We start from the raw sequence: 14,655 nt of genomic DNA, 5'->3' as shown, positions 1-14,655 counted from the left end.
CCACCGGATCATCTCCGGCGGCGGCCCAGCGGAAAGAGCCAGGCAGTGTCGGATGATGTGAGCATTCCCAATTCTGGCTACCGCGGCAGACGGGCGGGTCGCCACGGTCGGCTGCGATCGGGCATCAACCCTGCCACCCAGCGGCTGATGCTGTTCGCGGGTGGGCTTTGTCTCGTCCTGGGCGGCCTGATCGGAGCATCCATGTTCTTCGGCCATCGCAGCACGACGATACCCGTCGTCGCGGCCGATACCGGTCCGATCCGGATCAAGCCGGTCAATCCTGGCGGCATGCAAATCGACGGCGCGGAAAACGATGTCTTCGCCGGCGGCGTCGATGGCGGCAACGTCAAGCTGGCCCCGGCAGCGGAGGCGCCCAACCCGGATGGCATGAACGCCGCCGCCATGGCGCCGCTGGCGACAACACCGGCACCGCTGCCACCGGCCGCGGCCCAGCCCACACCACCAAGACCGTTGGTCGTGCCTGCTCCGGCTGCCATCGCGCCGGCAAGGCCGCCCGCCACACCGCAGGCGCCCGCGGCTGCCACTCGGACGCCATCAGCCTTGCCTGGCCGAACCGCCACGGTGCAGCTTGCCGCGCTCACCACGGAACAGGCCGCCCGCAATGAATGGCAGCAACTGCTGCGGCGAATGCCGGACCTGTTGAACGGACGCCAGCCGAATTTCTCGCGCGCGGAGCGGGAGGGACACACGTTCTGGCGCGTGCGTACATCCGGATTTGCAGATCTGCCCCAGGCACGTGCCTTCTGTGAGCATGTGCGTGCCAAGGGTGGCGCGTGCTCGGTCGCCGACTTCTAGAACGGATGCGGACTTGATGATCCCTTCAGTGATCCCCCCGGTGATCCCATTGCGTGCGCGGCGGCTTTAGCGGACGTCGGTGACCACCGCGACACCACGGCGGACACCTCGGGCGGCAATCGTTGGCATCGCCGGGTCGTCCCTGCTGCCTGATGAAGCCGCGCTGCTTCAGGCGTTCCCACCGGCCGGGGTCATCCTGTTCGCACGGAACATCCAGGACCCGGATCAGCTCGCGGCGTTGACAACGGCATTGCGCGCGGTGTTGCCGCGGGACGCCGACCTGATGGTCGATCAGGAAGGCGGCCGGGTCGCGCGCCTGCGCCCGCCGCACTGGCGAGCCCATCCGCCCGCCGCCGCCCTCGGCGCGATATTCGAACGCGACGAAGCGGCAGGTCTCCGAACTGCCTGGCTGACTGGCGCGCTGATCGGCGAGGACACCAGGTCGGCTGGCTTTACCGTGGCGGCGGCGCCGGTGCTGGATCTGTCGGTGCCGGGGGCGCATGACGTGATTGGCGATCGTGCGCTGGGTCGGCATCCGGCAGCGGTGGGCCGCCTTGGCGGCGCGGTGGCGGACGGGCTGCTGGCGGCTGGAGTCATGCCGGTCGGCAAGCATATTCCGGGCCATGGCAGGGCTGCGGTGGACAGTCATCTTGCACTGCCGCGGGTGAGTGACAATGATCTGGATGCCGACATCCAGCCTTTCGTCTTGAACGCCGAACTGCCCTGGATGATGACGGCGCATATCGTCTATGAGGCCTTCGACCCCGTCTTGCCGGCGACGCTGTCCGTCCGGGTGATCGAGACCGTGATCCGCGGCCGTATCGGCTACAAAGGGGTATTGGTGACCGACGATCTGGCAATGAAGGCCCTCTCGGGCGAGCCATCCGACCTGGCGCGTCAGGCGCTGGCGGCCGGCTGCGACATCGCGCTGTACTGCCGCGGCGACTTCGCGCCGACCGAGGCGCTGCTGCGCGCCTGCCCGGACCTGACGCCGGCCGCTGGGGCAAGGCTGCGGGCGGGGCGGGCCATGCTGACCGCGCGATGGAGTATCCTGGACCCCGCCGCATTGGCGGATGAACGTGCCCACCTGCTTAAGGCGGGTGGCTTGCTGCCATGAGCGGCGGTCCGTTGTTCGACCTGGCGCTGGCGGTGATCCCGGTGGTGCTGGCGATCACCTTGCATGAGGCCGCGCATGGCTACGCGGCGCTGGCCTTGGGTGACACGACGGCGCGCGAGGCCGGGCGCCTGTCGCTCAATCCGATCAAGCATATCGACCGGGTGGGCACCATCCTGTTGCCGGGCGTGCTGCTGATCAGTCAGCTTCTGTTGCCGCCGCACCGGATCTTCTTCATGTTCGGCTGGGCCAAGCCGGTGCCGGTTTCGGCCTGGAAGTTCCGCGATCCGCGGCGGATAATGGCGGTGGTGGCGATCGCCGGGCCGGTGATGAACTTCTTCCTGGCGTGGCTCGCCGCCCTGGTCATGCCGCTGACGCCCGTGTCAGGTTCGGCCGCGGCGATCCTCGCGCATTTCCTGACGTATTTCATGCTGGCCAACATCGTGCTGGGGCTGTTCAACCTGCTGCCGATCCCGCCGCTGGATGGCGGGCGCATCGCTGTCGGCGTGCTGCCGCTGTCGCTCGCCCGCGTCTGGGCGAGGCTGGAGCGGGCCGGCATCGTGCTGGTGCTGCTGGTGGTCTTCATCCTGCCGCGCCTGATCGGCTTCGATCCGGTCGGCCAGGCGCTGGACACCGTGCTGCCCTGGACCTTCCGGACGATCTTCTGGCTGGCCGGCCAGCCGGTCGATGGGCTGGATGCCGCCACCATCTGAAACCGTCCCGGCTGAACTGGCGCTTGACGGCGGCGAAAACCTGCTGCTGCGGCTGGACGGCTTCGAGGGGCCGATGGACCTGCTGCTGGACCTCGCCCGGTCGCAGAAGGTCGATCTGGCGAGGATCTCCATCCTGTCCCTGGTGGACCAGTACCTGGCGGTGATTGAGGGCGCCAGGCGCATTCGTCTGGAACTGGCGGCCGACTGGCTGGTGATGGCCGCCTGGCTGACCTGGCTGAAATCCCGTCTGCTGGTGCCGGCGGCGAACGACGATCTGGAGGACGGCACCGTCGCCGCCGAGGCACTGGCCGAACGCCTGCGCGAGATGAACCTGATCCGCAGCCTCGCCGCCTGGCTGGGCGCAAGGCCCGTGCTCGGCCAGGACGTCTTCGCCCGCGGCGCGCCGGAGAGCCATGTGGACCTGGATCGCTCGCGCATCGTGCTGGAAGCCGGCCCCTTCGTGCGGGCCTATCTCGAGGCAATGCGCCGCGGCACGCGGTCCGCCCGCTACACGCCGCGCGCTTTGACCCTGTGGACCGTGCGGGACGCACTGCGCCGGCTGGCCGATCTGGTCGGCGGTCTGCCCGACTGGTCGGACCTTGAAGCCTTTCTGCCGGACAACCTGATCGGCCCGATGGAACGGCGCGCGGCCCTTTCCAGCACCTTGCTCGCCGGCCTGGAGATGGCGCGCGGCGGCGTGGTGCGGCTGCGGCAGGAGGCTGCGTTCGGCCCGATCCTGGTGCGGCGGTCCGAGGCTGGTGTAGATCAGGGCGCATGACAGACGAACCGGTTCCCGAGGCGCCTGATGCACCGTCCGCTTCACACGAGCCTGATGAGGACGCGCTGCGCCTGGCCGAGGCGCTGGTGTTCTCCAGCGACGAACCGGTCACCCCGCGCGGCCTGGCGCGGGTGCTGCCGGATGATGTCGATGCCGAGGCCGTGCTGGCCACGCTGCGGCTGCGCTACGCCGGACGCGGGGTGGAACTGGTGGATGCCGGCCCCGGCGTAATGTTCCGAACCGCACTGGACCTGGCGCCTCGGTTGCGCAAGGTGATCGAGGCACCGCGCCGGCTGCCGCGCGTGGCGATGGAGACGTTGGCGATTGTCGCCTACCACCAGCCGATGACCCGGCCGGAGATCGAACACATCCGCGGTGCCGCTTTGTCGCAGCAGACCTTGGATCAGTTGCTGGAGCTGAACCTGATCGCGCCGCAGGGGCGGCGGGAGACGCCGGGCCGGCCGACCTTGTGGGGCACCACACCAGCGTTCCTAGCGCATTTCGGGCTGAAGGATCTTCGCGAGCTGCCGCGGCGGGAGGATCTGTTGCTGGAGCCGATGCCGCCCGCGGCGGCGGTGACGGCGGACTTGCAGCCGCCAGCGGAGGAGAAGGCGGGGTAGCGCGCAGGCGATGCCAGCCATCCCCGCAGTCGATCCTTTCAGATCCGGGTTCAGGCGGTGGTGCAGGAGCGCGAAGCCAGCTTTCGTATCACAACTGTTTGCGACCACGCCGCTTGATATCTCGTTGCAAGCTGCACACGTCCTTGTTGTAAGCTATTGGGAAAGATCATGAAGTACGGTCGCGGCTTTGCGCTTGCCTGCCTCACGCTCAGCGCCTGCGCCAGCAATCCCATGCCGCCAGCGAACGGGGTCCGCGCGACATTTGATCGCAGCGCCCAAGCCATCCAGGTTGTTGTCAGCAATGTCCAGGCGCCGCATGACGCCTTCCTTGTTGGCGCGGACGGAAGGCAATATGCTGTTGTACTGACGTTGATCAGTAGCCCGCATGTCAAATACAGCGCACCCCCAAGTATCGGCCTCGGTCTCGGCGGATTTGGCGGGGGCGTTGGCGGCGGCCTCGGTTTCGGTGTCCCACTCGGTGGGCCTCGAGCCACCGGCCTCGACGATCAGTATGTTGCCTCGGCACGGTTCGGGGCACCGCCCGACTACGCCCAGCATTGGCCACAGTACCACGTCGAGGTACACGTAGGCGCCCAGGCGCTTGAGATACCGGCGCCTTCACCCATCCGCTCTTAGTCCAGGTCAAACCGCCGCGGCGGCTCTTCGCGGGCCAAGCATCCTGAAACGGCGACGGACTCAGTGTCCGGTTTGTCCTGCTGGCGGAAACGCGCACGTGGGCCTGCCTCATTTACGGCAATAGCCCGGTCCACAACAAGATTATGCCGTGCTAGATTACTTCCCCTCATCCGCTCGGCCGGCCCGCTTCAGTCGCATAGATAATGATGCAGGCGCGTCACGTCCCTGTCGTTGGCGCCGGCGACGTGACGCGGTCGCCCGGCCGGCGACTGGCCCGACCTTCATCCGGCGTTCCGGGCGTTGGCCGAGATGTTCCGGTTCCCAATCGGCTGGGTTCAGCAATCCGACCATTTCCATCCCTCAGCGATCCAGCTTTGTTCTCCCGGCCCGCGACCCATGCTAAACCCGGCTCACCATGCCTCCGCACGCGCAACCGCTCCTCGACCGCCGCATCATCCATATCGACATGGATGCATTCTACGCGTCCGTGGAACAACGCGACGACCCGGCTCTGCGCGGCCTGCCGGTCGCCGTGGGCGGCAGCCGGGAACGAGGCGTTGTCGCCGCCGCCAGCTATGAGGCGCGCCGCTTTGGCGTACGCTCCGCCATGCCGTCGATCACCGCGCGCCGGCAGTGCCCGGACCTGGTGTTCGTGCCGCCGCGCTTTGACGTCTACAAGGCTGTCTCGCGGCAGATCCACGACATATTCGCCAGATACACATCCCTTGTTCAGCCGCTGTCGCTCGATGAGGCCTATCTCGACGTAACCGCGCCGCTGCTCGATCGAGGTTCGGCGACGGCGATCGCGCAGGAGATCAGGGCGGCGATCCGCGCGGAAACCGGCCTGACCGCGTCGGCCGGCGTCTCATACAACAAGTTCCTCGCCAAGCTCGCCTCTGATCACCGCAAGCCGGACGGGTTGTTCGTCATCACCCCACGGATGGGGCCGCTGTTCGTGGAGACCCTGCCGGTCGGCAAGTTTCACGGCGTCGGTCCGGTGACGGCGGCCCGGATGAACGCCCTCGGCATTCACACCGGCCTTGATCTCCGTCGCCAGTCGCACGCGTTCCTGGCGGAGCACTTCGGCAAGGCCGCGGATTACTACCACGGCGTCGCGCGCGGTCAGGATGACCGGCCGGTCGACGCCGACCGGCTGCGCAAGTCGGTCGGCGCCGAGACCACTTTCGCGCGTGATCTGACCCAATGGGCCGAGGTGGTGCCGGCCCTGGCGCCAGTCTTCGGCAAGGTCTGGGCAGCCTGCGTCCGAGGCGGCCATACAGGGCGAACGGTCACGGTGAAGGTCAAATACGCCGATTTCCAGCAGATCACCCGCAGCCGCTCCTGCGTGGAGCGTATTGCCTCGCAGGCGGAACTTGAGCAGGTCGGCCTGGCGCTGCTGCGACCCTGCTTTCCGCCACGGCACGGTGTCCGGCTGCTGGGTGTCACGATCTCCAACCTTGAAGCCGCGGATGATGCAAAGCGCCCGCAGCTCGCGCTGTTGCTGACGCCTCGCAGCCTTGGTAGGCGGTAGACGGCGGGTAGGTATCAGCGTTGATATTATTCCAGGGAAAAAGCAGCACGAAGGAATGTCTTGGCAGGGTACTAAGCGACTGGCCGTGCGACTGCCGCCAATCCTGCGATTATAACGGTTAACACAACAAATTCTACGACTGCGGTTGGCTTGTCGCGGCCCTCTAGTTGGCGCACCGCCGGCGTGCACGGTGCACGCCGACGGCGGCCGGTCGGACTGTCAGGATTACTCGGCTGCCTGCCGCCGCTGATCGAGCCCCAAACCTTTCGCGATACGCCCGCCGAGGTCCGGATGCACCTTGTGCCAGTGCTTCAGCATCCGTTCCTGGATCGGCCGCGGATCAGCTATCCCCATGGTCGGGTTGCTCATGCTGCCGACGATGTTCTCCACCAAATTAGTACGACCCTGATCATCCAAAGCCTTCTCCCACAGCGCTCGCGGCTGGCCATAGAGATCGTTGTCGTCTCCCGGATAGGTGGTGTAGCGGTCGGCGTTGCCATCGATCCGGATCGGCGGTTCGGCCACCGACGGATCCTCCTTCGGACCGTTGAACGAGTTCGGCTCGTAGTCGACGCCACCGCCGCCATTCCCATCGACGCGCAGCAGGCCGTCACGGTTATAGGTGGCGACAGGCGCCTTCGGCTGATTGATCGGCACCTGTTGATAGTTGACGCCCATGCGATAGCGGTGCGCGTCGCCGTAGGACAGTATGCGGTTCTGCAGAACCTTGTCCGGGCTGAAGCCGATGCCGGGCACGACGTTGCTCGGCTCGAACGCCGCCTGCTCAACCTCGGCGAAATAGTTCTCAACGTTGCGGTTCAGCTCCATGACGCCGACGTCATGTAATGGATAGTCGTCGTGCGGCCAGACCTTCGTCAGGTCGAACGGGTTCCACTTGTAGGTCTCGGCGTCCCGCTCCGGCATCAACTGGACCTTCATCGTCCACTTCGGGAAGTCGCCGGCGGCAATTGCGTCGTGCAGGTCCTTGGTCGAGCTGTCCGGGTTCTCGCCCATCAGCCGCGTCGCCTCGGCATCGCTCGCGTTCTTGATGCCCTGCTGGCTGATCAGGTGGAACTTCACCCAGGTGCGCTCACCCGCATTGTTCCAGAAGCTGAATGTGTGGCTGCCATAGCCATGCATGAAGCGCGCGGAGTAGGGCGTTCCGCGATCCGAATACAGGATCATCACCTGGTGGATCGCCTCCGGCGACAGGCTCCAGTAATCCCAGCGGCGCCAATGCGGCTTGAGGTGCGTGCCCGGGTCGCGCTTCTGCGTGCGGATGAAGTCGCTGAACTTCAGCGGGTCGCGGATAAAGAAGATCGGCGTGTTGTTGCCGACTAGGTCCCAGTTGCCTTCCTCAGTATAGAACTTCAACGAAAAGCCGCGCGGATCGCGGGCGATGTCGGCCGACCCGCTCTCGCCGCCGACGGTCGAGAACCGGGCGAACATCGGGCAACTGTTGCCGACCTTGCTGAACAGCTTGGCACGGGTGAACTTGCTGATGTCCTGCGTGATGGTGAAGGTGCCGTGCGCGCCGTAGCCCTTGGCGTGGACGACGCGCTCCGGCACGCGCTCGCGGTTGAAGTGCGCCATCTTCTCGATCAGCGCGTAGTCTTGCATCAGCATCGGGCCGCGTGGCCCGGCGGTCAGGGAATTCTGGTTATTGGGAATCGCATTGCCTGATTCCGTCGTCATCGTGGGCCGCGTCGTGTCGGACTTCTCCAAGATCAGTCTCCTGTTGTTGTGCTTGATCAAAGCCCGTCGGCGGCGGACTCTGCGGCGGCACCGCTAGCTTGAGGCGCCGCTTCCTTCCAGACAAAACGATAGAGCAAGCCGGCCATCACGGCCCCGAGAACCTGAGCCGCCAGGTATATCGACAGCTCGCTATAGTCACCGCTGGCGACGGCGGGTCCCAAGGTACGCGCCGGATTTAGACTGCCGCCGGTCACCGACCCGAACGCCATGATGCAGAAAGACACCGTCATGCCGATAGCAAAAGGCGCCAGCCTGCCCGCGGTTCCACGGATCGCGGTATTGAGGACGGTATTCGCGAGAAAAAAGGTGCCGATCGCTTCCAGGATGAAACCGCCGAGCAGTGTGGTGCGGTTCAGGTCGATAAGTGTCGCGCCCAGATGATGTGGCGCGCCGGCGCCGTAGACGAACGCCAACAGCGCCGCTCCCGCGATTCCGCCAAGCAACTGGGCCACGATGACCTGTATCACGTCCGCGACCGCGTGTTCGCCGGCGACCAAGCCCGCGATGGCAAGCGCTGGATTGATATAGGATCGGCTATCATTGCCAAAAGCATAAGCAAACGTCATGATGACAAAACCATGTGCCAGCGCGACCGCAACGGTTTCGTTCGGCGCCAGCACGGTCACCGCGCCTGCTCCGATGAATACCAGTGCAAACGTCCCGATAAACTCAGCCAGAAGGGGTTTTCCGAGGCGCATGATTGTATCGTCCGCTGCTACCGTGCGGACATGCGCTCGGCCATTATGAAAAATCAGGGGGTATGCTCCCTAAAGTATTGATCATAGTATGAAGTGCAGTTCATGAAGTGCTAGAGCATAATTGCGCCAAGCGGACCGTTGGTGGTCCGAAGGACACGCTGTTCGCGCGAGGCGCGTGAATCCTGCGATCAGATAAAGCGCTGGTGTCCTCCCCCCGAAGTTCGTCGCATCTTGTGACAGACGCAGGGGAAAGCACGTCACTGAAAACAAAGATCTGGTGGCCGGGATCAGGGGTTCGCTCACTATGGCGAACGTCTGATCCAGGACACTGGCGTAAGGTTTATCTTGAGGTAGGCCGCTTTGGCGTCGCACGCGGCCGGCCGCGTCCCCACATGCCGGACGTAGGATAGGAGCCGACTTGGCCAAGGTACTCCTGATCGAAGACGACAGCGACACGGCTGAAGAAGTCGTGCTCGAACTCCAGCGCTACGGACACACGGTGACGCATGCGGCGAGCGGCAGCCACGGCCTTCTGGCCGCGCGTGAAAGCTTTGATGTCCTGGTGGTGGATCGTCTGCTTCCTGGCCTTGAGGGCCTCGACGTCATCAAGGCCCTGCGAACCGAGGGGATCCGCACGCCGGCTCTCATCATCAGTGCGCTTGGCCGACTGGACGAGCGGGTCAGGGGGCTGCGTGCCGGAGGCGACGATTACCTGCCAAAACCCTTCGCCATGATCGAGCTGGTGGCCCGGCTTGACGCGCTGCTCCGCCGGCCGTCCGAGACGCGAGAGACGTTGCTGCGTTGCGGACCACTCGAACTTGACCTGCTGAGCAAGACCGCGACCCGCTCCAGCCGCACACTTGATCTCCAGACCAGGGAGTTCGAACTGTTGGAGTATCTGGTCCGACGGCCCGGCAGGGTGGTAACCCGATCGATGCTGCTGCAGGACGTCTGGGGCTACCGCTTCGAGCCGCGCTCGAATGTCATTGACGTTCACATGAGCAAGCTTAGGCGGAAGGTGGACATGCCTGATCAGGTCGCGCTGATCCGCAACGTGCGTGGCGAAGGCTATCGGCTCGATGAAGCTTGGTGAAGCCGCGAGGACGACCACGTTCCTGTGGAGCGTCGGCATCGCCATTGCCCTGATTGCCCAATCAACGGCTCTATCAGGGCTGTTCTATTGGTGGACCGCGCGCCATGCCACCGCGCGGGTCACCGCGGCCTTGCAGTCGGAGTGCCGCTCGCTGCAGCGGCTCGACCTGGCTGACATGATCAACGCCATCCGCCAAGAGGTCGCCGCCGACGTCCACCGCGTTCACCTCGTCGGGCTTTTTGGCCCGAACGGCCAAAGCCTGGCGGGCAACATCGCGACCTTGCCGCCAACGCTCGACGGCCACACCGGCCCGCTGACCGTCGGATTGATGCGCACGGACATCGCCGACACGTCGCCGAACGCCAGCCTTGGAATTGCCTGTCCCGGCACGAACGGAAACCGCCTCGTGGTCGCTTATGACATGGACGCCCTCGACTATATTCATACCCTGATTGAACAAGCGCTGATCCTGATAGCAGCGCCGGCGGCATGCCTGGCGGCGATCCTGGGCCTTATCCTGAGCCTCAGGGCACAGCGCCGCTTCCGGCTTGTCCTCAACGCGATCGAAGACGTTATTGCGGGCCATCTGCAACGCCGGCTACCGGTGCGCTCTTCGCCCGATCCGTTCGACCGGCTTTCTCGCGCCGTGAACGCCATGCTCGACCGGCTCGAGGAGGCGTTCAACGATCTGGCCGCACTTGGCGACGATCTCGCGCACGAGTTGCGTACGCCCCTGACCCGCCTGCGTGCCCGGCTGGACCGCGGCTACCACGACGCGCGGACGCAAGCGGACTTCCGCGAAGTTGGCGAACGTGCCACGGCCGACGTCAATCACGCTCTCTCGATTGTCTCCGCAATCCTGCGGATCCGTTCAATCGAGGAGACCAGGCGAGAATCGGCGTTCGCCAGGATCAACGCAAGGGATCTGCTCAGACAGGCGGCCGAACTCTATGGGCCGATCGCCGAACTTCGAGCCGTCGCCATCGAGGTCGAGGCCGGACCATCCGCTTACATTATGGCTGATCGAGACCTGATGATGGAGGCGATCTGCAACCTGATTGACAACGCGATCAAGTTTTCACCAGAAGGCGGGCTGGTACAATGCCGGCTCCGCGTTCGGGACGAGGACGTCGAGGCGATCAGCATCGCCGATAATGGACCTGGCATTGCGCCGGCCGAACGGAACGCGGTGTTTCGACGCTTTCATCGGGGTGCCGGTCCGAATTACACCAGCGAAGGACACGGCATCGGCTTGAGCCTGGTCGCGGCAATCGTCCGGCTCCATCGCTTCTCGATAGGCGTTCACGATGCGGCTCCGGGTTGCGAAATGACGATCAAGTGTAACACGGACCAACCGGCGGTAAAGTAGGGGTGGCTCTTGTCGGATTTCGGGCTGGTGCAAGCGTCAGACGGCCTAGGCACGTCATGGACGGCGGGTACGGGGCAGGGAATCGCTCATCGCCAAGCTCGGATCAAGACCGCTTCGTCGCCGCAAGCGGGCGCTCCGGCGACAGCGCCACGATCAGGCAGGCGCAAGCCGCCACGACCGCCCCCGCGAGGAAAGTCGTGGCGAGGCCATGCCGATAGGCGAACACCACGGCCGCGTGCTCAGCCTCCGTCATCCGGCCGCCCACGCTGGCACCGCCGATCCCACCCGGCATCAGCGTCTGCAGCCGAGCGGTCAGGATCGCGCCGGACAGGGCAACGCCGACGGCGCCACCCAAGGAGCGGAAGAAAGCGGAGGTCGCCGTGGCCGCGCCAAGATCCGCCCGCTCCACCGCGTTCTGGATCGCCGTGGTCAGATTGGGAAAGGTGACCCCGATCCCCAGCCCCAGGACAGCAAGGATCGCCTCGCTGATCGCCACGCCGCCGCCGGCCACGGCGCTCCAGGCCAGCGTCGCGAAGCTCAGCGTGGCCGCCAGCAGGCCGCAGGTCACCAGCGCCTTGTAGCGCCCGGTGCGCGAGACCAGCCGCCCGCCGCCGACCGAGGCGACGATGACGCCGCCCATCATCGGCGAGATCATCAGGCCCGCCGCCGTCGGGCTCGCCCCCTGCACCAACTGGAAATACAACGGCAGGAACACCGAGGCCGCGAACAGGCCCATCGCCGCCAAGCCGATCGTCAGCACGCTGAGAACAAAGATCCGGCTGCGGAACAGGCGCGGCGGCAGCAGCGGTTCCACCGCCCGCCGCTCGTTCATCGTCAGAAATCCAATCGAGACAACCGCCGTACCGCCCAGCCCCAGGATCATCAGTGAGGACCACGGATAGGTATTGCCACCCCAGCTCAGCCCAAGCAGCGCGCAGCAGGTCGCGACGCTGAGCCACAGCGCGCCAAGGTAGTCGACCCGGTGCCGGACGCGATTGGGACGATGTTTCAGGCCGATCCCGATCAGCACCATGGCGGCCGCGCCGACCGGCAGGTTGACGTAGAAGATCCAGTGCCAGGACAGCGCCTGGGTGATCATGCCGCCGAGCAATGGGCCGGCGACGCTGCAGGCGGCGAAGACGCCGGCGAACAGGCCTTGGTACCGCCCACGCTCCCGCGGCGACACCAGATCGCCGACGACGGTCTGCGACAGCGTGATCAGGCCGCCCGCGCCCAGCCCCTGTATGGCGCGGAACACGATCAGCGCCGTCATGCTGCGGGACAGGCCGCACAGCGCCGATCCGATCAGAAAGATCATGATGGAGACGAAGAAGGCGGGCTTGCGTCCGAAGATATCGCTGAGCTTGCCATACAGCGGCGTCGTCATCGTCGAGGCCACCATGAAGGCGGTCACCACCCAGGACAGGTGCGCCAGGCCGCCGAGATCGCTGACGATGCGCGGCAACGCGGTCGCGACGATGTTCTGGTCCAGCGCGGCCAGCACAAGCGCCAGCATCAATCCGGCGAAGGCAAGCCAGAGCTTCTGTCCGTCCGCCTCGGTCCTCGGCAGCTTGGGTGCGTCGGTCGCGGACGTGGTACGATCCATTGCGATCAGATAGCGCCCGGGAGGCGGCCTTTACGCCTCCACGTCATGACCGGCGGACGCCCGCCGTCCACGCCCTTATCAAGACCGCAAGAGCGCGGCATGAATGGCTGCCCAGCCCCCGCCACGATGTCACGGTCGGCACGCACCGGGAAAAACAACGCGATCATTGCCAACCAGGCCCCAACGCAGTGCATTCGTCCACCCACCCGGCCTGCGACGATGAATCCGTGGTCAAGGTGTCTGGCCAGGTCAAAGCGTCCGCGATGGAGCGGACGGCGCGACAGTATGCTCGTTCCAGCCGCCGCCGAGCGCCCTGTACAGCGTCACCAGGTTGGCAAGCTGCGCCTGCTTCAGGCTCAGCAGCGTCTGTTGCGCCGAATACAGCGTCTGCTGCGCCGTGAGCACCGGCAGAAAATTGTCCACCCCGGCGCGGAACCGCATCGTCGACAAGCGGACGCTATCGGCCGCGGCATTCACCAGTTGCTGCTGCGCCCGCACCTGATCGATGTAGGTGGCGCGCGCCGTCAGCGCGTCCGCCACCTCGCGGAACGCCGTCTGGATGGTGTTTTCATATTGCGCGATTTGGATGTTCTTCTGCGCCTTGGCCAGTTGCAGGTTGCCCAGGTTCTGCCCCGCCGTGAAGATCGGGATGTTGATCTGCGGCTCGAAGCTCCAGGTCAGCCCGTTGGCGGTGAACAGGCGGTTCAACTGGCTGCCGGCCACGCCGCCGCTGCCGGTCAGCGTGATGCTGGGAAAGAACGCGGCGCGGGCGGCGCCGATATTGGCATTGGCGGCGAGCAGGTTGTGTTCCGCGGCCACCACATCCGGCCGGCGGAACAGCAGGTCGGACGGCAGTCCCGGCGGCAGGTCGCTCAGCAGGCCCTGTTCATCCAGGTTCTTGCCGGTCGGCAGATCGGCCGGCATCGGCTGGCCCAGCAGCAGCACCAGCGCGTTCTCGTCCTGCGCCTCCTGCCGCGTGTACAGCGACAGGTTGGCGCGGGCGGTATCGACCGCCGTCTCCGCCTGGCGCAGGCTTAGCAGCGTCGTGGTGCCATGCCTGAACATGGCGTCGGTCACATTGTAGCTTTCCGTCTCGCTCTTCAGCGTGTCCTGCGTGACCTTCAGCAGCGCCTGATCCGCCAGCACCGTCAGGTAGCCGCTGGCAACCTCCGACACCAGGGTGATCTGCGTGTTGCGCGCTGTCCCGGAATAGCCGAGATACTGCTCGAACGCCTGCGCCGTCAGGCTGCGCAGGCGGCCAAAAAGATCCAGTTCGTACGACGCGAATCCAACGCCGACACTATAGTAGCGGTAGGAGACATGCTCACTGGCGGGGGTCGGGATCACGGTGGTGGCTGGGCTGGCCGCGCCGCCCTGCGCCGTTCCCCCACCGGCGGCCGCCCCAACCCCGCCACTGACCGGAATTCCGGCACTGGCCGGCAACTGACCATATTCGCCGATGTCGCTGCTGCTGATATGCGGGAACAGGTCGGAACGCTGCACCCGAAACTGCGCCTGCGCCGCCGCCACGTTCAGCATCGCGACCCGCAGATTCCGGTTGTTGTGAAGCGCGATGTCGATCAGCGACTGCAGCCGCTGGTCAGCAAAGAAATCCCGCCAGCCGATGGCATCGGCGGACAGCGCCGTCCGCTCCGGCGGCTGATTCGTATTCTTGTAGGCATCACCCGTCGGATAAGTGGGGGCGACCGGCAGCCTCGGGCGGGCATAGTTCGGGATCAACGTGCAGCCGCCCAGAAGCGTCAAGCCGCCCGCGAGTGTCAGGGCGCGCATGACGATCGGGCCGCGCATGACGATCGGGCCGCGCATGACGATCGGGGCGCGCATGACAATCGGGCCGCGCATGGCGATAGGTGCGCGCATGACTGTCAAGGCGCGCCGGGCGGCGTGGGATCGCTGCTTCATGCG

At 65.6% G+C, this 14,655-nt stretch carries 13 protein-coding genes; 9 read left to right on the top strand and 4 right to left on the bottom strand.

Annotated features, from left to right (window positions below):
- Window positions 1-45 precede the first annotated feature (45 nt).
- The 7 genes from ACQY4S_RS07030 (at window position 46) to dinB (ending at window position 6,208) form a co-directional block, all read left to right on the top strand.
- Complete coding sequence (locus tag ACQY4S_RS07030) at window positions 46-816, top strand: SPOR domain-containing protein (protein ID WP_428484472.1); 771 nt, start codon at window positions 46-48, stop codon at window positions 814-816.
- A 79-nt stretch (window positions 817-895) separates the two neighbouring features.
- A complete protein-coding gene (gene nagZ / locus ACQY4S_RS07025; protein WP_428484471.1) occupies window positions 896-1,933 on the top strand; it encodes a beta-N-acetylhexosaminidase in 1,038 nt (345 codons plus the stop codon).
- The gene (locus ACQY4S_RS07020) at window positions 1,930-2,643 is read left to right on the top strand and encodes a site-2 protease family protein (RefSeq protein ID WP_428484470.1); all 714 of its coding nucleotides are present in this window, start codon (window positions 1,930-1,932) and stop codon (window positions 2,641-2,643) included. The genes nagZ and ACQY4S_RS07020 overlap by 4 nt, the downstream gene beginning before the upstream one ends.
- Entirely contained in the window at window positions 2,627-3,421 is a 795-nt protein-coding gene (locus tag ACQY4S_RS07015; RefSeq protein WP_428484469.1) for a segregation and condensation protein A, read from the top strand. Before ACQY4S_RS07020 ends, ACQY4S_RS07015 begins: the two co-directional genes overlap by 17 nt.
- Window positions 3,418-4,041 (top strand): SMC-Scp complex subunit ScpB, encoded by a 624-nt coding sequence (scpB, locus tag ACQY4S_RS07010; protein WP_428484468.1) that lies wholly within the window; start codon window positions 3,418-3,420, stop codon window positions 4,039-4,041. Before ACQY4S_RS07015 ends, scpB begins: the two co-directional genes overlap by 4 nt.
- Before the next feature lie 168 nt (window positions 4,042-4,209).
- Complete coding sequence (locus ACQY4S_RS07005) at window positions 4,210-4,677, top strand: hypothetical protein (RefSeq protein WP_428484467.1); 468 nt, start codon at window positions 4,210-4,212, stop codon at window positions 4,675-4,677.
- 415 nt (window positions 4,678-5,092) lie between these two features.
- Window positions 5,093-6,208, top strand: coding sequence for a DNA polymerase IV (dinB, locus tag ACQY4S_RS07000; RefSeq protein ID WP_428484466.1), 1,116 nt, complete (start codon window positions 5,093-5,095; stop codon window positions 6,206-6,208).
- Window positions 6,209-6,433: 225 nt separating this feature from the next.
- Here dinB and ACQY4S_RS06995 read toward each other — a convergent pair whose 3' ends face one another.
- Together ACQY4S_RS06995 and ACQY4S_RS06990 are read right to left on the bottom strand one after the other, a co-directional pair.
- Window positions 6,434-7,933, bottom strand: a complete 1,500-nt coding sequence (locus ACQY4S_RS06995; protein WP_428484465.1) for a catalase — start codon at window positions 7,931-7,933, stop codon at window positions 6,434-6,436.
- A 26-nt stretch (window positions 7,934-7,959) separates the two neighbouring features.
- Window positions 7,960-8,661, bottom strand: coding sequence for an MIP/aquaporin family protein (locus ACQY4S_RS06990; RefSeq protein WP_428484464.1), 702 nt, complete (start codon window positions 8,659-8,661; stop codon window positions 7,960-7,962).
- Between the two features lie 418 nt (window positions 8,662-9,079).
- Between ACQY4S_RS06990 and ACQY4S_RS06985 the strand changes: the two genes are divergently transcribed.
- Together ACQY4S_RS06985 and ACQY4S_RS06980 are read left to right on the top strand one after the other, a co-directional pair.
- Entirely contained in the window at window positions 9,080-9,754 is a 675-nt protein-coding gene (locus ACQY4S_RS06985) for a response regulator transcription factor (protein WP_428484463.1), read from the top strand.
- Window positions 9,741-11,123: an ATP-binding protein gene (locus ACQY4S_RS06980; RefSeq protein ID WP_428484462.1), complete on the top strand. Its 1,383-nt coding sequence runs from the start codon at window positions 9,741-9,743 to the stop codon at window positions 11,121-11,123. The genes ACQY4S_RS06985 and ACQY4S_RS06980 overlap by 14 nt, the downstream gene beginning before the upstream one ends.
- Before the next feature lie 103 nt (window positions 11,124-11,226).
- Here ACQY4S_RS06980 and ACQY4S_RS06975 read toward each other — a convergent pair whose 3' ends face one another.
- Entirely contained in the window at window positions 11,227-12,729 is a 1,503-nt protein-coding gene (locus tag ACQY4S_RS06975; RefSeq protein ID WP_428484461.1) for an MDR family MFS transporter, read from the bottom strand.
- Between the two features lie 249 nt (window positions 12,730-12,978).
- The gene (locus ACQY4S_RS06970; protein WP_428484460.1) at window positions 12,979-14,652 is read right to left on the bottom strand and encodes an efflux transporter outer membrane subunit; all 1,674 of its coding nucleotides are present in this window, start codon (window positions 14,650-14,652) and stop codon (window positions 12,979-12,981) included.
- Between the last annotated feature and the right edge of the window lie 3 nt (window positions 14,653-14,655).

The organism is Rhodopila sp. (assembly GCF_965276935.1).
In the GTDB taxonomy this organism is placed as follows: domain Bacteria; phylum Pseudomonadota; class Alphaproteobacteria; order Acetobacterales; family Acetobacteraceae; genus Rhodopila.
The sequence above is the reverse complement of the archived record's forward strand: the minus strand, read 5'-3'. Positions and strand labels throughout refer to the sequence as shown.

What these genes read in the sequence shown, in the direction of transcription:
- dinB (WP_428484466.1), top strand. Translation starts at nt 5,093, where the DNA reads ATGCCTCCGCACGCGCAACCGCTCCTCGACCGCCGCATCATCCATATC.
- ACQY4S_RS07020 (WP_428484470.1), top strand. Translation starts at nt 1,930, where the DNA reads ATGAGCGGCGGTCCGTTGTTCGACCTGGCGCTGGCGGTGATCCCGGTG.
- scpB (WP_428484468.1), top strand. Translation starts at nt 3,418, where the DNA reads ATGACAGACGAACCGGTTCCCGAGGCGCCTGATGCACCGTCCGCTTCA.
- ACQY4S_RS06990 (WP_428484464.1), bottom strand. Translation starts at nt 8,661, where the DNA reads ATGCGCCTCGGAAAACCCCTTCTGGCTGAGTTTATCGGGACGTTTGCA.
- ACQY4S_RS06970 (WP_428484460.1), bottom strand. Translation starts at nt 14,652, where the DNA reads ATGAAGCAGCGATCCCACGCCGCCCGGCGCGCCTTGACAGTCATGCGC.
- ACQY4S_RS06975 (WP_428484461.1), bottom strand. Translation starts at nt 12,729, where the DNA reads ATGGATCGTACCACGTCCGCGACCGACGCACCCAAGCTGCCGAGGACC.
- ACQY4S_RS07005 (WP_428484467.1), top strand. Translation starts at nt 4,210, where the DNA reads ATGAAGTACGGTCGCGGCTTTGCGCTTGCCTGCCTCACGCTCAGCGCC.
- ACQY4S_RS06980 (WP_428484462.1), top strand. Translation starts at nt 9,741, where the DNA reads ATGAAGCTTGGTGAAGCCGCGAGGACGACCACGTTCCTGTGGAGCGTC.
- ACQY4S_RS07015 (WP_428484469.1), top strand. Translation starts at nt 2,627, where the DNA reads ATGCCGCCACCATCTGAAACCGTCCCGGCTGAACTGGCGCTTGACGGC.